Source organism: Limnohabitans rimovensis (SeqCode) (assembly GCF_965234775.1).
GTDB classification, from domain to species: domain Bacteria; phylum Pseudomonadota; class Gammaproteobacteria; order Burkholderiales; family Burkholderiaceae_C; genus Limnohabitans; species Limnohabitans rimovensis.
The window spans coordinates 1,152,428-1,167,946 of record NZ_OZ248562.1; the positions used below are offsets into that span (position 1 = coordinate 1,152,428).

Sequence of the window (15,519 nt, forward strand, 5' to 3'; positions counted from 1 at the left end):
TTTCAGGGCATTGAAGGTGCGGGATAAACCACCGACAACACCTCCAGGGTCTGCACACCCGCTGGTGTGGTCAATCGAACCTCGTCGCCCACACGCGATTTCAACAAGCTGCGCGCCACAGGCGAGACCCAACTCACCTGGCCTTGCAAGCTGTCCGCCTCGTCAATGCCCAAAATGGTGATGGTCTTTTCCTCGCCATCGGGCAAGCCATAGGTCACGCAAGCGCCAAAAAAAACCTGATCACTGCCATGGTGCACGCTGGGGTCGGTCACCACAGCCAACTCCATGCGGCCCGTTAAAAAACGGATGCGGCGGTCAATTTCACGCAATCGCTTTTTGCCATAAATGTAGTCACCGTTTTCAGACCGGTCGCCATTGCTGGCTGCCCAGTGCACCACTTCGACCACCTTGGGTCGCTCATGGTCGATCAACTCGAAAAGTTCGGCGCGGATGCGGGCATAACCAGCAGGCGTGATGTAGTTCTTCCCACCGGCAGGGATCGGTGGCAAACCATTTGGCTCTTCGTCTTCCCCATCGTTTTCGCGGGTAAAAGCTTTGCTCATGGAGAAAGATCAAAAAAAAACCTGCCATCCGAAGAAAGCAGGTTGTGAGAATGGTGCGGCTGGCAGGAATCGAACCCACGACCCCTTGGTTCGTAGCCAAGTACTCTATCCAACTGAGCTACAGCCGCATTCAAAAAAGAAATATTCTAGCACGATAGGTCCGACGCCCTTGATCAGGTGATCTGACCCAGTGTTGAAGCCCCTTAGGGGTAGGCGTTGGGACCATCAGACAAAACCATTGCCCAAAGAATTGCTGCTACTTGCCCGCAATGGCAATCAGCTCAACCTCAAACTGAAGGGTTGCATTGGGAGGAATCACGCCTCCAGCGCCACGGGTACCGTAGGCAATGGCGGGTGGGCAAGTCAATTTGGCTTTGCCGCCAACCTTCATCAATTGAACACCCTCGGTCCAGCAAGCGATCACACCGTTCAAAGGGAAATCAATCGGCTGGTTGCGCTTGTACGAGCTGTCAAACTCCTTGCCATCGGGAAAAGTGCCTCGGTAATGCACTTTGACTTTGTCAGTGGCCATGGGGCTGGCTCCTTGACCGTCTTGAAGCGATCGATAAACCAAACCCGAAGCCGTCACTTTCGCACCGGGCTCTTTGGCTGCCGTTTGGGCAAAGTCGTTTTGAGCTCCAACTGACGAAATGAAAAAGGCGCACAGGCCGAGTGCCGCGAAAAAGGAATTCTTAAAGTTCATATGGAAATTTCCCGTGAATATGTTGATTGCATTTTCACATGCCCATGCTCCATGTCTTGAAGTCGGACACATGTGCCGGGCGCAACGGTCAATCCACGATGAACAAACGCGTAGGGATGGATGTGGAGGATCGATGGGGTTCAGCATGGTCCGCCACCTGGTAACTCATGCCCGGTTTGAGGACAAATGTTCGGCCATCTTCCAATTCTGTGTGCAGCTCACCCTCCAGGCAAAGCAAGATGTGCCCCTTGCTGCACCAATGGTCAGCCAGGTAGCCTGCCGAGTATTCGACCATGCGAACCCGGATGTGGCCAAAATGTTGTGTGCGCCAGTGAGCAACGCCAGTTGCTCCCGGGTGCTCGGTTCGATCGATGCTGGACCAATCGGTGGTACCAAACGCAATGCCAGACATGTCCACGATATTTCCTTGGGGTTTGAGTGTTCAATCAGTGTTGGGCACTTGCTGCGATGCTGCCGTCACGGGCCAAGAAGATGTCCGGTTTTAACAAAAATAACGCAACCTTCTTTGCTGAAAGGTCTGTGCAGACTCATGTGAGGGCTTCTGATCCACGATCCTCCGGGATAACGCCCATGCTCGTCTTCAAAAACGCCATCCACAACAAAAATCTCTTCCCCGCCATAGTGCCTGTGGGGGTTGAAATAAGTTTGAGGCGCCCAACGAACCAAGGCGGAGCCACTGCCTTGTTGCATGAGTGGCATCACCGTCAGGCCTGGAACCATGCCTTGAAACCAATTGGCTGTTGTCGTATCAACAACTTCGCGCTTGATTTGATCTGGGCCAAGGTGCCTCAACTTCACAAAGAGCGTGCAGCCAGATTCACTGAAGGGCGCGTGCGAAGAACCTGGCGGATTCATCATGTACGCGCCAGCAGAATAATGACCCGTTTCATCGCTGAAGGTGCCATCCATGACCAAAATTTCTTCTCCATACTCATGCGAGTGCGATGGAAACTTGGATCCAGGTTGATAGCGAACAATGGAAGTGGCCAAGGCTACCTCTCCACCTTGACGCTCAAGCATGCGTCGCTCCACCCCTGATTCAGGGCTGGCAATCCATGGCAAGTCATGGTGGTTGATCACGACCCTTTGGCTGTGGTCGGCATTGATTTCCATCAGCAGTACCTCCCAATATCAAATAACTGCAAGCATATCAATCAAATTGGCTGCAGACAGAGAAAACAAAGTCCCTGATAGTTAAGTTCTTTGAGGCCCGAGGCGCCACAAAGAGGTGACCTCAGCCACTCGGGCCACATGCAAAGGGTCGTCCGTATCTTCAACCTTGCCATGCCGCGGGCGTATGTCTTGACGCCCAAGGACCTGAAGTCCGCCCTCGTCGATCCACTGCAGCAAGGATGCGCGTGAACGAAGACCCAAGTGCTCGGCCAAGTCCGACAAGATCAGCCAACCCTCACCCGTTGGCGTGAGGTGCTCGCGCAAACCCGATAAAAAGCCACGCAGCATGCTGCTGTTCTCGTCATAAACGGCACGTTCGATGGGCGATGTGGGGCGCGCAGGGACCCAAGGCGGATTGCACAAGATCAATGGGGCCAAGCCAACGGGGAATAGATCGGCGTTGACCAAATCGACCTTGTCCGAAAAGCCAAGACGCGCCAGGTTCTCTTTGGCACAAGCCAGCGCTCGGCTGTCGCAGTCTGTGGCAACGACACGCTCGACCCCCCGTTTGACCAACAACGCGGACAGCACACCCGAGCCCACACCAATTTCAAAGGCCAGAGTGTGATCATGTATGGGCGTGGTTGCCACCAGGTCGATGTACTCACCGCGCACGGGTGAGAAAACACCGTAGTGGGGATGGATGCGATTGTTGGGCGCGACGCCCAAAGCTGCAACCTCTACCCCTTTTTTCCGCCATTCATACGCACCCAACACCCCCAGCAATTCACGCAAAGAAACCATGCTGGTCTGGCCAGACGAAGGACCCCAAGCTTGGAAACAAGCCTCGCCAACATCGGGAGCCCGACGCAAAGGAATGCCATAGTCGGCATCCAAGGGGACAAATAACATACCCAGCACCCTGGCGCGTTGACCCAAGGCCTGGCGGTGCAAGTGAAAAGCCTGTGAAATATCAGCAGATTGATTTTTCAAAGGTTTTTTGGAGGATCGTTTTTGCGTCCTGCGTGACAAAGCCTGCAGCAATTGGCGGGCATTGTGAAAATCGCCCTGCCACAACATGCCGGTGCCTTCACACATCATCCGATAGGCAACATCTGCTACAACAGTGTCGTCCCCCATGACAACTTGACGCGGCGCTGGCAACCCGCTCTCGCTGCGCAACTGGGGTAAGTCGGTCAGAATTTTCATGAGCCATCATAGTGAAGGCTCAAGCTGTAAAACGATGCTTTTTCTTTTGGACGCCAAAAGATGTCGCACCGAGGGCTTCTGTGTCAACGTCACCAACACTTTTCAGATTCGAACAAAAAAGCCACTGACCAAAAAATCAGTGGCTTTTTCACTATTGGTGGGCCCACCAGGACTTGAACCTGGGACCAAAGGATTATGAGTCCTCTGCTCTAACCAACTGAGCTATAGGCCCGATCAACTGATTCTAATGGCGGGCATACACAGCCCGGCCTCGCCACAACCAAACCGCACACGACAGCACACCCGCACTGGCCAAGATCATTTGAAATTCACGGGCCAAGGGATACAAGGTGTCCACACGGTAGGCCCAGGCGCACAAGGCCATGCAAACCCAGGCCAGGGCTTGCAAGGTCCGATGTTGACGCTCTGGGCTTTGGCGCTGCAGCCATTGGTCACCCCAAGCACGGGTGAATGTTCCGCACACCCAACCCAAAGCGGCACCTGCAAGCGCATCGGCCGGCCAATGGGCACCCACTGCAACCCGTGAAAGCCCGACACCCATCGCCAGCATCAAACCCACCCAAGCCCACAAGCCCCATCGGCGGCCGGCCAAAACCACTGCCAGCAAAGCAAACGCACTCAAGGTGTGGCCCGAGGGAAAAGAATGAAACTCCAGCACCGGACCAATGATGTGAAACTGGCTGGGCTCCATCGCCCCAGCGGGTCGCGGCATTTGGGTCAGCACTTTGGTCAAGCGAGACACCGCACCACCCAAGGGCACAGCCAAGGCAAACCCCAGCAAGGCCTGCGGCTGCCACCACAGGCCAATGGCCAAAAGGGCCAACACCATCCAGGTGTCGCCCAAAAGGGTCCAACACGACCAAATGGGATCCGGCAAAACAGTGGCCCAACTGTTCAAAACCAGAAACAAGTCTTTGTTCAAGGGGCTGGCTTGCAAGCCCACCGCCACCATCAAAATGGCAGCGGTCAACCACAACGATTTAGGCCATTTCATGAAGCGAGCCTCCAATCACGGCACACATGGAATGCAAAGCTGCCCACCACGTGCCCCAGGTGTTGGCTCTCATGCGTTTGCACCTTGTCGCATTGGGCAAAACCCGCCTCGCCTGCGCTGGCGATGGGCGCCGGATAGGGTTTGACCGACCAATCGACCCACAAGGCGTCGTCGCCCGGTTTGAAATGGCCGAACCACAGATCGAACTGATCCTGGTGGCTTTGCGCCACGATCACGGGCATGGGACGGGCATACCAAGCCAAGCGGCTGGCCAGGCTCCAGTTGACCACGGTCAATGTGCGCAGCCCATGGGTTTGCGCCACTTGGGTGGCACGTTCAGCGGCCGATGACCACCCTTGCACGTCTGCAAATGGGTTGGCTGGCCGGCCCAAAATCAAACCGACACACAAGGCCACGCTGGCCAGCGCTTGCAAAGCCAATCCACCCCGCAACCAGGCTTTGTGCTGGGGCCACAGCTGGTACCAAGCCCAAGCCGAAAAAGGCAACAAGAGCAGCCATGGCCAACTGGTCCAGTGTGGCAGGGCCGAGCCTTTGCCCGACAGCACCCAGGTCAGCAGCAATGCCGGCAAGGCCATGCCCAGGGCCAACCACGCCGTCCAACGCGGCCAAGCCATGCGGCGCCAACCCACCACCATGGCCCACCAGGACAAGGGGCCAAAGACCAGACATTGCACCAGCACAAAACCAAAAAAACTTTTGGCTTGCCAGGTGTCGCGCCCACCAGCGTGTCCCAACTGGTAGGCAAAAGAAATCCAGCCATGCTGGTGGTTCCACCACAGCACGGGGCTGATGAGCAGCAGTGCGATCAAGGCCGCCAGCCACGGGCCCGGGCCGCGCAACCAATGCCAGCCCCAAGACAAGCTCAGCACCAGCACAACGCCTGGCACCAGCAGCACCGCCGTGTATTTGGTCAGACCGGCCAAGCCCAGGCACAGGCCCAGGGCACACCAATCACGCCAGGGGTACGGCGCAGGGCTGCCTGTAGCTTGCGGGTTGTGCGCCAAGCGCAGAGTCACGAGCAGCAGTGCCAAGGCAATGGGCATCAACAAGCTGTCAGGCACCAAAGCCAAGGCCAACAAATGGACCATGGGGGCACTCAACCACAGCCATAAAACGCCCTGAGCAGCAGTTTGCGCGTTGGCCTGCGTGCCGTGGCGCAAAACCCACTGGGTGGTGATGCGCCACAGCAACCAAGCTGTGGCCATGGCGCAGCCCAAAGGGACGATGCGCAAGGCCCAATCTGAACCACCCAAGGCGACCGCTGGCCACTGCAACCAGCCCACCAAGGGCGGGTGGTCAAAATAACTCCAGTCCAGGTGGTAGGCGTACAAGGCGTAATGGGCCTCGTCCACCGACAGACCCACACCCCAGGCCAAGATCAGGTGCGCCACTGCGCCTAGCGTCAGGGCCCAGCGCATGAACTGTTATTTGTTTTGGTGGCTGAGGGCATTGCTGACCAGCCGTGACGTGATGTCCACGATTTGGATCATGCGCTCATAGGGCATGCGGGTGGGGCCAATCACCCCCAAGGTGCCCACCACTTGGCCATTGACTTCATACGGCGAGCTGACCACCGAGAGTTCTTCAAAGGGCACGATTTGGCTCTCGCCGCCAATGAAAATGCTCACCCCCTCGGCCTGGGAAGACACGTCAAGCAGGCGCATGAGCTGGGCCTTTTGCTCAAACAAATCGAATGCGCGGCGCAAATGCCCCATGTCGCTGGAGAAGTCGCTCACCGCCAACAGATTGCGCTCGCCGCTGATGATCACCTCTGCCGTGGTGTCGTTCATGGCCTCGGAGCCTGCGGCGACCGCCGTTTGCATCAAGGTGGCGATTTCGCTGCGCAGTTTGTCCACATCGCTCTTGAGGCGTTCGCGCACCTGCTCGATGGCCATGCCTGCGAAATGGGTGTTGAGGAAATTGGCCGCCTCGACCAGTTGGCTGGTGGAGTAGTCGGTTTCAGTGAAGATCACCCGGTTTTGCACATCACCCTCTGGCGAGACGATGATCAGCAGCAAACGGCGCTCCGACAAACGCAAAAATTCAATGTGGCGAAACACCGATGTGCGCCTGGGTGCAATCACCACGCCCACAAAGTGAGACAAGTTGGACAGCAACTGCGCCGCATTCAAAATGACTTTTTGCGGTTGCTCTGCCGCCAGGGCCGGGGTTTGGAGTTGCTCGCGCTGCACGGTGAGCATGGTGTCGACAAACAAGCGGTAGCCCCGGGCCGTGGGCACCCGGCCTGCAGAGGTGTGGGGGCTGGCAATCAGGCCCAACTCCTCCAAATCGGACATCACATTGCGAATGGTGGCGGGTGACAACTCCAGTCCAGAAGCCCTGGACAAAGTGCGCGATCCCACCGGCTGGCCGTCGGCGATATAGCGTTCAACCAACGCTTTGAGCAATAACTTGGCGCGATCGTCTAGGATGGTCATGATTTCGAATGATTTTAGTGATGTAATTTCCCCATGCCCATTCGCTTTCAACAAATCGCCCTGATTGGTAAATACCCCAATCCCCAAAGCACCACCCAGCTGTCCGGCGTGCGTGATGTTTTACAAGACATCGCCCACTTTTTGACCCAGCTGGGCTGCAGCGTTTGCCTGGAACAAGAAACCGCCAACCACACCGGCATGCAAGGCTTGCGCACCCTGGATGTGGACGGCATTGCCCAGCACTGCGATGTGGCCTTGGTGGTGGGCGGCGACGGCACCATGCTCAGCTTTGGTCGGCGCTTGGCCGCCGCTGGCGTACCCCTGATTGGCATCAACCAAGGTCGCCTGGGCTTCATCACCGACATTGCCTTGGATGGTTACCAAGCCACCTTGACCCCTATGTTGGAGGGCCTGTATGAGGAGGATCAACGACCCTTGATGCATGCCAAGGTGTGGCGCGATGGGGTTTGCGTGTTTGACGCCTTGGCCATGAACGACGTGGTGGTCAACCGCGGTGCCACCTCGGGCATGGTCGAATTGCGGGTCGAGGTGGACGGCCACTTTGTGGCCAATCAGCGGGCAGATGGTTTGATCATTGCCTCTCCCACAGGGTCTACCGCCTACGCCTTGTCGGCGGGCGGGCCGGTGCTCCACCCATCCCTTTCGGGTTGGGCGCTGGTGCCCATCGCCCCGCACACCTTGTCCAATCGGCCCATCGTGCTGGCCGATCCGGGTGAAATTGCCGTCGAATTGGTGTCCGGGCGAGACGCCAGCGCCAACTTTGACATGCAGTCGCTGGCCAAACTGCTGCACGGGGACCGCATTACGGTGCGGCGCTCACAACACCAAGTGACTTTCTTGCACCCCAAGGGCTGGAGTTACTTTGACACCTTGCGCAAAAAACTGCATTGGAACGAGGGGGGAGCATGAGCCTGCGCGCCATGGGTTTGCGCGATTTTGTGATCGTGCGCAGCCTGGACTTGGAGTTTTCATCGGGCCTGAGTGTGCTCACGGGTGAGACGGGCGCGGGCAAATCCATTTTGATCGATGCTTTGCAGTTGGCCTTGGGGGCGCGTGCTGAAGCCAGTGTGGTGCGCGAAGGTGCAACCCGGTGTGAAATCAGTGCCGAATTCGACACCTCAGCACCAGTGCAGCAGTGGTTGAGTGAAGCGGGCTTCGATGCCAGTGACAGCTTGCTCCTCAAACGAACCATTGACGCGCAAGGCAAAAGCCGGGCCTGGATCAATGGCAGCGCCGCCACCGCCACCCAACTGCGCGAAGTCGGCGATTGCTTGGTCGACATCCATGGCCAACATGCCTGGCAAAGCCTCACCAGACCCGATGCGGTGCGCGGCTTGCTCGACGCCTACAGTGGCATTGACACCAAAGCCTTGGCAGCCCTGTGGCAAGAATGGCGCGCCAGCCAACTGGCCCTGGAGCAAGCCAAATTGGCCCAATCCAACCTGGTCCAAGAGCGTGAACGCTTGGAATGGCAAATTTCTGAGTTGGAAAAACTCAACCCCTTGCCTGATGAGTGGGAAACGCTCAATGCCGATCACACCCGTCTGAGCCACGCCCAAACCTTGCTGGACGCAGCCCAACATGCCTTGCGTGAACTCGATACCGACGACCAAGGTGCCCTGGCACAACTGGCCAAAGCGCAAAACCTGTTGGCCGATCAAGCCGCGGTGGAGCCCGAGTTTCAAAACCTCGCCGATGTGTTGGCATCGAGCCTGGCGCAAACCTCAGATGCGGCGCACTCCCTTCAAGCCTGGCTGCGCCGCACCGACTTGGATCCGCAACGCCTGCAAAGCCTGGATGAGCGCATGGGCCTGTGGATGTCCTTGGCCCGCCGCTACAAGCGCCAACCAGCAGAGTTGGCTGCATTGCTCCAATCGTGGCGCCATGAATTGAAGCGGTTGGAACAGGCCAGCGACCTGGCCGCGTTGGAAAAGGCCTTGGCGTTGGCAGGACAAGCCTACCAAGCCGAAGCGCGACGCGTTTCTCAAATGCGCGGCCGGGGCGCGCCCAAATTGGCCAAGGCCATCACCCAAGCCATGCAAGGCCTGGGGATGCAAGGCGGCAGTTTTGAAGTGGCCTTGAACAAATTGCCCCAAGGCCAATCCAGCGGCTTGGAAGAAGTGGTTTTTTTGGTGGCTGGGCATGCAGGCAGCACCCCCAGGCCGGTGGGCAAAGTCGCCTCGGGGGGCGAGTTGTCTCGCATCGCTTTGGCGATTGCGGTGACCACCAGCGCACTGGGGCAAGCCCAGACCTTGATCTTTGATGAGGTGGACTCTGGGGTGGGCGGCGCGGTGGCCGAAACGGTCGGTCGATTGATGCAGCAACTCGGTGCCGACCGCCAAGTGCTGGCCGTCACCCATTTGCCGCAGGTCGCTGCATGCGCCCACCACCACTGGGTGGTCACCAAGCGCAGCGACAAAAGTGGCAGCTTCAGCGAACTGCAAGCGGTCACGGACAACGATCGGGTGCAAGAGATTGCCCGCATGCTCGGCGGCGATAAGCGCTCCGCCACATCTTTGGCCCACGCACAAGAGATGCTGCAAAACCTCAGCGTTGGCGGTGGGGCATGAAGAAGCTGCGGCAAGAGTTGGTGCTCATCACCGGCATGTCCGGATCGGGTAAATCGGTGGCGCTGCACGCCTTGGAGGATGCGGGTTATTTGTGTGTGGACAACTTGCCGCCCGAACTGCTGCGCTCGTTTGTTCAGCTCGAACAAAAACGCAAGGAAAAGCGCATCGCCATTGCCATGGATGTGCGCAGTGCCGCCTCGCTGCCACTGCTGCCGCAAGAGTTGGATTTGGTGCGCCAAAAAGATGTCGATGTGCGCATGCTTTTTTTGGATGCCAGCACCGACACCTTGGTTCAGCGCTACTCAGAAACCCGCCGCCGTCACCCGCTGTCGCGCAACGATGCCCTCAGCGTGGACCCCGATATTGAGCGCAACTTGATCGAGTCCATTGAACTGGAACGCCAGCTGTTGGTGGACTTGCGCGACAAAGCCCACATCATTGACACCAGCCACCTGCGCAGCGCCAAGCTTCAAAGCTACGTCAAGTCATTGATCTCCGCACCAGCTGCCAAGCTGACACTGATGTTCGAGTCATTTGCCTTCAAGCGCGGCATCCCCATGCATGCCGACTTTGTGTTTGATATGCGCATGTTGCCCAATCCCCATTACGAAAATGAGCTGCGCGATCTGAGCGGGCGCGATGGGCCGGTGATGGATTGGCTTGAGCAACATTCCACCGTGCAGCGCATGGCTGACGACATTGAGCGTTTTTTGCGCGACTGGTTGCCCTCTCTCAACCAGGACCACCGCAGCTATGTGACCGTGGCCATTGGTTGCACCGGCGGCCAACACCGATCGGTTTACATGGTCGAGCAATTGGCCCAGCGCTTTCAAACCGATTGGGTCACCCTGTCGCGGCACCGCGAGCAAGCCGACAGGGCCTGAGCTTCAGCCAAGCAACAAACGACGCAACGGTGCTGCCAGCCCCAGCTGGGGCCAGGCATCCTTAGCCCACCACTGCCCTTCGCCCCAGCTGGTAGTGGCGGGGACCGTCAGCCACATCGGATGCAAGTGCAAATCTCGATGGGTGAGCACATGCACAAAAGGCGCATGAACGTCTGTGTTTTTTTGCCAATCCAAAGGGATGGCTGCCATCGCCAGAGCTTCGCTGTCAAACACGGGTGGACCATACAAACCGGCCCAAATGCCGCTGGCGGGCCGCTTGCGCAACCACACGGCACCCTCAGGCGTGCGCAACAACAGCAACCACCACGCCTGTGATCGGCGCACCAATTTGCGGGTTTTGCGCGGAAATGCCGTGGGCACCCCACTGGCATGGCCTTGGCAAATGGAGCGCACCGGGCATTGGTCGCAATCGGGTTGGCGGCTGTGGCACACCGTGGCGCCCAAGTCCATCAAACCTTGGGTGTATTGGTGCATGGATTTGACCCAGCGCCCTTGGGGCAACAAGGCATGGGCGTGCTGATTCAGGTTTTTTTGTGCCGAAGACATGGCCAGATCTTCATCAAAGGCCAGCAACCGAGTCAGCACCCGGCGCACATTGCCGTCCATGATGGACACCGCTTGACCGAAACACAATGAAGCAATGGCCGCAGCGGTTGACGGGCCAATGCCCGGCAGCTTTTGCAAAGCAGCCATGTCTTGCGGAAAGGCACCCGCGTGCTCATGCACCACGGCTTGTGCGCAGCGGTGCAGCATGCGGGCACGGCTGTAATAGCCCAACCCGCTCCACAAGCCCATGACCTCGTCAAGTTCTGCTGCGGCCAAATCTTCTATCCGGGGCCAGCGACTTAAAAACCGCTCGTAATAGGCTTTGACCGTGCTGACCTGGGTTTGCTGCAACATGATTTCCGATAACCACACCGGGTAGGGCTCCAGGCTTTTTTGCCAGGGAAGGTCATGGCGACCATGTTGCCGCTGCCACTTGATCAGCTGTTGGGCAAAGTGGGTCAGGTCAACGGACATGGCTTATGCGCGCTGGCATTGAGGGCAATAAAACGTCGAGCGCTGCCCTTGAACCCGCCGACGGATGGTGGTGCCGCAGTCGCGGCAAGGCAAGCCCTCGCGGTCATAGACCTTGGTTTCCAGCTGGAAATAGCCGCTTTGTCCCTCGGTGCCGCTGAAGTCACGCAGACTGCTGCCGCCAATCGCAATGGCGCGGGACAAGACCTGTTGAATGGCCGCATGCAAAGCCGTGGCCCGAACCCGGCTGATGCGCTGGGCCGATAGCGTGGGCCGAATGCCGGCCATGAACAAGGCTTCGCAAGCATAAATATTGCCCACCCCCACCACCACAGCGCCGCCCAGCAGCAGGGGTTTGATGGCCGTTCGCCGCTGGTGCAAGGCCTGGTAGAAAGATGGGGGCTCGAACCCTGGCTCCAAAGGCTCCACTCCCAAGTGGCCGAGCAATTGCTGGGCTTGCGGGCTGTCTTGTCCTGGGGCGTACACCACGGCCCCAAAACGGCGCGGATCGTTCAAACGCAAACAACCGTTTGATGTGACCAAGTCAAAGTGGTCATGCAGCCCGGGTTCGGGCCGGCGCGGCCACACGCGCAAGCTGCCAGACATGCCCAAATGCCACAACAAAAGGCCCTCGCTGAGGTCCATCAACAGATACTTGCCGCGGCGACGCACGCCCAAAATCGTGCGCCCAACCAAACTTTGGGGGAGACACTGCAACGGCCAGCGCAAGGGTTTGCCCATGTAAACCGCCTCAATGCGGGCCCCTGTCAGGGGGGCCGACAATCCCATGCGGGTGACTTCAACTTCAGGTAATTCGGGCATGAGCGCAGCAGCAAAAGCAAAGCTGCGATTATCATCCGAGCATGAAAAAATCAGCGTGCTGGACATTGTGCTTATTGTTGGCCGGATCGACTGCTGCATGGGGCCAAACCACCTCTGCACGCAACGCCATCCAAAACCGCCAGCAAGCGGCCCTGATGGCCGAAGCCTTTTACGAGGTTTTGCTGGGTGAACTCAATGCCCGCCAAAGCAACCCCGGGGCTGCATTTTCTTTGTTGCTGGATGCGGCGACCAAGATCAATGATGTCCGGCTTTACCAAAGGGCCGTGGATTTGGCCTTGCAGTCGCGCTCTGGCGATGCGGCCTTGCAAGCGGCCAGGGCATGGAAAGGTGCCAACCCGAGCTCGCGCCAGGCCAATCTCTACATCTTGCAGATCTTGCTCGCGCTCAACCGCTTGGGCGACGCCACAGAGCCTTTGCGCGCCGAAGTCGACCTCACCCCGGCCGAAGAACGAAACGGCACCCTGGCCAACTTGCACCGGCACCTGGGACAAGTGACCGACAAAAAAAGGGCGGCTTCCGTTTTGGAGCAAGCCATTGCGCCCTATCTCCAAGCGCCGGCCACCGCATCTGCGGCCTGGACCAGCGTGGGACGGGTGCGGCTGAGCGCCAATGACACCACAGGCGCTTTGGATGCAGCCCAAAAAGCCTATCAAGCCGAGCCCAGCGCCATCGGCCCAGGTTTACTGGCTTTGGAACTGCTGGAAAAAAATGTTCCAGGGGCCCTGAATTTATTAAACCAGTCCTTGTCCAAAGTGGCGCAACCCGAGCTCCGCTTGAGCCTGATCCAATGGCAACTGGAAAGCAAAATGTACAGCGCTGCTTTGGACCAACTCAAGGACATGACGCAGGCCCAACCCAAGGTGCCGCAGGCCTGGTTGATGTTGGGTTTGCTGCATGTGGATGAAAACCGCCCGCAAGCCGCTGAAGTGGCTTTGAAACGCTACCTGGGCTTGGTGCAAGATCAAGCCAACCCGTCGCAGCGCGGCCTGGCGCAAGCCCACTTGGGCCTGGCCCAAGTGGCCGAAAAGCAACTGGACGATCAGGCAGCACAAGAGTGGCTGCAAAAAGTAGATCACCCCGACTTTGTCTTGCAAGCGCACAGCCGCCGTGCCCAATTGCTGGCCCGTCAAGGCAAGCTGGGCGAAGCCCGCAGCCTGATCCAAAACCTGCCCGTTGGAAACGCCAACCAAGCGCGGGGCAAACTGTTGGCCGAGGTCAAACTGCTGCGCGACAACAAAGAATATTTGGCGGCACATGGGTTGCTCAACATGGCGGTTTTGCGCGACCCCCAAGACAACGACATGCTCTATGAGCTGGCCATGCTGGATGAAAAACTCAACCGCCTCGACGACATGGAGCGGCGTTTGCGCGAATTGATCCGGCGCCTGCCCGATCAACCCCATGCCTACAACGCCTTGGGCTACTCTTTGGCCGATCGAAATTTGCGCCTGGCAGAGGCCAAACAACTCATCACCCGCGCCTTGGAGCTGGCCCCTGAAGACCCCGCCATCACCGACAGCCTGGGTTGGGTGGAGTTTCGCTTGGGAAATTTACCTGTGGCCTTGGCACTGCTGAAAAAGGCCTACGCCAACCAATCAGACGCCGAAATTGCAGCCCACATGGGCGAGGTGTTGTGGCAACTGAACCAGCGCGACGAAGCGAAAAAAATTTGGCGTGAGGGCTTGCAAAAAGGTGGCGACACCGAAACCCTGCGCGAGACTTTGCGCCGCTTGAAAGTCGATCTTTGATCTGGCGGGCATTGGCAGCTCTGTGTGTGTTGGCTTTGGTGGGCGCTTGTGCCAACGCCCCCCAACCCTCGCGTGATGCGTTTTGGCAAGGCCGCATGAGCTTGACCGTGCATCAGACCCCGGTTCAACATGTGGCCGCCGCCTTCGAGCTGGAGGGCAATGCCACGCAAGGCGTATTGACCCTGTTCTCACCCCTGGGCTACGCCAGCTTGGTGTTGCGTTGGTCGCCGGGGCTGGCCGAATGGCTACAAAACGGCCAGACCCGCAGCTTTACCAGCCTGTCTGAGATGACCCAGGCCGCTACGGGAACCGATTTGCCCTTGGACGCTTTGTTCGAATGGCTGGCTGGTCGCGACCTGGCCGTGCCGGGCTGGGCCCTTGAGCGCAGTGGCCCAGCTGGCCGCTGGAGCGCCAAACGCAGCCAACCCGCACCAGCGGTGACATTGACGGTTTCGACCTCCCCATGAGCGCGCTTTACGACATTGCGGCCCCGGCCAAAATCAATTTGTTCTTGCATGTGGTGGGCCGCATGCCCAACGGTTACCACGCCCTGCAGTCGGTCTTCATGCTGGTCGATTGGTGCGACCGCTTGCACATCGAAACCTCCACCAACCCGGCCATCAGCCGCCACGACCTGGGCCCGCCGCTGCCCGCCAACGACCTGTGTGTGCAAGCCGCCAAAGCCCTTCAAACCGCGTCGGGTGTGTCATGGGGCGCGCACATCACATTGGACAAGCGCCTGCCCGCCCAGGCTGGGTTGGGCGGGGGCTCATCCGACGCGGCCAGCACCTTGATGGCCCTTAACCGCTTGTGGCAGTTGCATTGGCCGCTGGAGCGTTTGCTGCCCATTGCCTTGGCCCTGGGAGCGGATGTGCCCTTTTTCTTGCACGGCCAATCGGCCTGGGTGGAAGGCGTGGGCGAGCGCATCACCCCCATCGATTTGCCAGAGGCGGAATTTGTCATCCTTAAACCTGCCGCGGGCCTGGACACGGCCTTGATCTTCAAGGATCCGGACCTCAAACGCGACACGGATCCTGCTACAATCTCCGGCTTTGCTGCACAAGGCTTTGGCTTTGGTCGAAACGATTTGCAGCCGGTGGCCCAAAAGTGGTGTCCCGAAGTCACGCAGGCCCTCGATTGGCTTTCGCGTCTTGGGTTGCAAGCTCGGATGACCGGTTCTGGCAGTGCGGTGTTTGCCCTGCTGCCCCATGCCCTGGAGTGGCCTGAAACACCCCACGGCTGGCAAATTCAAGTGTGTCGCAATTTAAAAGCCCATCCCTTGGCAGCTTGGGCTTTTGGCAAGGATTGATCGGCAAAAGGTTTTGGCCTTTT

The 15,519-nt window shown here is 58.5% G+C and carries 16 protein-coding genes and 2 tRNA genes; 6 read left to right on the forward strand and 12 right to left on the reverse strand.

Annotated features, from left to right (window positions below; translation table 11 throughout):
* Positions 1–2: 2 nt before the first annotated feature.
* The 10 genes from greB to hrcA form a co-directional block, all read right to left on the reverse strand.
* On the reverse strand, positions 3–563 hold the full coding sequence (greB, locus tag AC8GFZ_RS05515; protein ID WP_506643144.1) for a transcription elongation factor GreB: 561 nt from the start codon (positions 561–563) through the stop codon (positions 3–5).
* 51 nt (positions 564–614) lie between these two features.
* Positions 615–691 (reverse strand) — tRNA-Arg (locus tag AC8GFZ_RS05520).
* A 128-nt stretch (positions 692–819) separates the two neighbouring features.
* On the reverse strand, positions 820–1,266 hold the full coding sequence (locus tag AC8GFZ_RS05525; RefSeq protein WP_506643146.1) for an FKBP-type peptidyl-prolyl cis-trans isomerase: 447 nt from the start codon (positions 1,264–1,266) through the stop codon (positions 820–822).
* Between the two features lie 88 nt (positions 1,267–1,354).
* On the reverse strand, positions 1,355–1,684 hold the full coding sequence (locus AC8GFZ_RS05530; protein ID WP_506643148.1) for a DHCW motif cupin fold protein: 330 nt from the start codon (positions 1,682–1,684) through the stop codon (positions 1,355–1,357).
* A 59-nt stretch (positions 1,685–1,743) separates the two neighbouring features.
* Positions 1,744–2,400, reverse strand: a complete 657-nt coding sequence (locus AC8GFZ_RS05535) for a cupin domain-containing protein (RefSeq protein ID WP_506643150.1) — start codon at positions 2,398–2,400, stop codon at positions 1,744–1,746.
* Between the two features lie 81 nt (positions 2,401–2,481).
* Complete coding sequence (locus tag AC8GFZ_RS05540; RefSeq protein WP_506643152.1) at positions 2,482–3,609, reverse strand: methyltransferase; 1,128 nt, start codon at positions 3,607–3,609, stop codon at positions 2,482–2,484.
* Between the two features lie 155 nt (positions 3,610–3,764).
* A tRNA-Ile gene (locus AC8GFZ_RS05545) sits at positions 3,765–3,841 on the reverse strand.
* Between the two features lie 12 nt (positions 3,842–3,853).
* Positions 3,854–4,624, reverse strand: coding sequence for a phosphatase PAP2 family protein (locus AC8GFZ_RS05550; RefSeq protein ID WP_506643154.1), 771 nt, complete (start codon positions 4,622–4,624; stop codon positions 3,854–3,856).
* Complete coding sequence (locus tag AC8GFZ_RS05555; RefSeq protein ID WP_506643156.1) at positions 4,621–6,063, reverse strand: glycosyltransferase family 39 protein; 1,443 nt, start codon at positions 6,061–6,063, stop codon at positions 4,621–4,623. The genes AC8GFZ_RS05550 and AC8GFZ_RS05555 overlap by 4 nt, the downstream gene beginning before the upstream one ends.
* Positions 6,064–6,069: 6 nt before the next feature.
* Positions 6,070–7,077: a heat-inducible transcriptional repressor HrcA gene (gene hrcA, locus AC8GFZ_RS05560; protein WP_506644240.1), complete on the reverse strand. Its 1,008-nt coding sequence runs from the start codon at positions 7,075–7,077 to the stop codon at positions 6,070–6,072.
* A gap of 39 nt (positions 7,078–7,116) precedes the next feature.
* On the opposite strand from hrcA, the gene AC8GFZ_RS05565 reads away from it, so the two are divergent.
* The 3 genes from AC8GFZ_RS05565 to rapZ are packed head-to-tail and all read left to right on the forward strand — an operon-like array spanning position 7,117 to position 10,558.
* Positions 7,117–8,013, forward strand: coding sequence for an NAD kinase (locus AC8GFZ_RS05565; RefSeq protein WP_506643158.1), 897 nt, complete (start codon positions 7,117–7,119; stop codon positions 8,011–8,013).
* Positions 8,010–9,674, forward strand: coding sequence for a DNA repair protein RecN (recN, locus tag AC8GFZ_RS05570; protein ID WP_506643160.1), 1,665 nt, complete (start codon positions 8,010–8,012; stop codon positions 9,672–9,674). Before AC8GFZ_RS05565 ends, recN begins: the two co-directional genes overlap by 4 nt.
* Positions 9,675–9,679: 5 nt before the next feature.
* Positions 9,680–10,558, forward strand: a complete 879-nt coding sequence (rapZ, locus tag AC8GFZ_RS05575) for an RNase adapter RapZ (RefSeq protein ID WP_506644242.1) — start codon at positions 9,680–9,682, stop codon at positions 10,556–10,558.
* Positions 10,559–10,561: 3 nt separating this feature from the next.
* On the opposite strand, the gene mutY is transcribed toward rapZ, so the two are convergent.
* Both mutY and mutM read right to left on the reverse strand, forming a co-directional pair.
* The gene (gene mutY, locus AC8GFZ_RS05580; RefSeq protein WP_506643162.1) at positions 10,562–11,599 is read right to left on the reverse strand and encodes an A/G-specific adenine glycosylase; all 1,038 of its coding nucleotides are present in this window, start codon (positions 11,597–11,599) and stop codon (positions 10,562–10,564) included.
* Between the two features lie 3 nt (positions 11,600–11,602).
* Positions 11,603–12,418, reverse strand: coding sequence for a bifunctional DNA-formamidopyrimidine glycosylase/DNA-(apurinic or apyrimidinic site) lyase (gene mutM / locus AC8GFZ_RS05585; protein ID WP_506643164.1), 816 nt, complete (start codon positions 12,416–12,418; stop codon positions 11,603–11,605).
* A gap of 41 nt (positions 12,419–12,459) precedes the next feature.
* On the opposite strand from mutM, the gene AC8GFZ_RS05590 reads away from it, so the two are divergent.
* From AC8GFZ_RS05590 to ispE, 3 genes are read left to right on the forward strand one after another with little or no spacing between them, the layout of a single operon-like run.
* Positions 12,460–14,187, forward strand: a complete 1,728-nt coding sequence (locus AC8GFZ_RS05590) for a tetratricopeptide repeat protein (protein WP_506643167.1) — start codon at positions 12,460–12,462, stop codon at positions 14,185–14,187.
* A gap of 11 nt (positions 14,188–14,198) precedes the next feature.
* The gene (locus AC8GFZ_RS05595; RefSeq protein WP_506643169.1) at positions 14,199–14,654 is read left to right on the forward strand and encodes a lipoprotein insertase outer membrane protein LolB; all 456 of its coding nucleotides are present in this window, start codon (positions 14,199–14,201) and stop codon (positions 14,652–14,654) included.
* Positions 14,651–15,496 carry a 4-(cytidine 5'-diphospho)-2-C-methyl-D-erythritol kinase gene (ispE, locus tag AC8GFZ_RS05600; protein ID WP_506643171.1) on the forward strand — a complete coding sequence of 282 codons (846 nt, stop codon included), beginning with the start codon at positions 14,651–14,653 and terminating at the stop codon, positions 15,494–15,496. Before AC8GFZ_RS05595 ends, ispE begins: the two co-directional genes overlap by 4 nt.
* The last annotated feature ends 23 nt before the right edge of the window (positions 15,497–15,519 follow it).

Excerpts from the sequence above, each read along its gene's own strand:
- greB (WP_506643144.1), bottom strand. The coding sequence starts at position 563 with ATGAGCAAAGCTTTTACCCGCGAAAACGATGGGGAAGACGAAGAGCCA.
- AC8GFZ_RS05525 (WP_506643146.1), bottom strand. The coding sequence starts at position 1,266 with ATGAACTTTAAGAATTCCTTTTTCGCGGCACTCGGCCTGTGCGCCTTT.
- AC8GFZ_RS05535 (WP_506643150.1), bottom strand. The coding sequence starts at position 2,400 with ATGGAAATCAATGCCGACCACAGCCAAAGGGTCGTGATCAACCACCAT.
- AC8GFZ_RS05540 (WP_506643152.1), bottom strand. The coding sequence starts at position 3,609 with ATGAAAATTCTGACCGACTTACCCCAGTTGCGCAGCGAGAGCGGGTTG.
- AC8GFZ_RS05550 (WP_506643154.1), bottom strand. The coding sequence starts at position 4,624 with ATGAAATGGCCTAAATCGTTGTGGTTGACCGCTGCCATTTTGATGGTG.
- AC8GFZ_RS05555 (WP_506643156.1), bottom strand. The coding sequence starts at position 6,063 with ATGCGCTGGGCCCTGACGCTAGGCGCAGTGGCGCACCTGATCTTGGCC.
- AC8GFZ_RS05565 (WP_506643158.1), top strand. The coding sequence starts at position 7,117 with ATGCCCATTCGCTTTCAACAAATCGCCCTGATTGGTAAATACCCCAAT.
- recN (WP_506643160.1), top strand. The coding sequence starts at position 8,010 with ATGAGCCTGCGCGCCATGGGTTTGCGCGATTTTGTGATCGTGCGCAGC.
- mutY (WP_506643162.1), bottom strand. The coding sequence starts at position 11,599 with ATGTCCGTTGACCTGACCCACTTTGCCCAACAGCTGATCAAGTGGCAG.
- mutM (WP_506643164.1), bottom strand. The coding sequence starts at position 12,418 with ATGCCCGAATTACCTGAAGTTGAAGTCACCCGCATGGGATTGTCGGCC.
- AC8GFZ_RS05590 (WP_506643167.1), top strand. The coding sequence starts at position 12,460 with ATGAAAAAATCAGCGTGCTGGACATTGTGCTTATTGTTGGCCGGATCG.
- ispE (WP_506643171.1), top strand. The coding sequence starts at position 14,651 with ATGAGCGCGCTTTACGACATTGCGGCCCCGGCCAAAATCAATTTGTTC.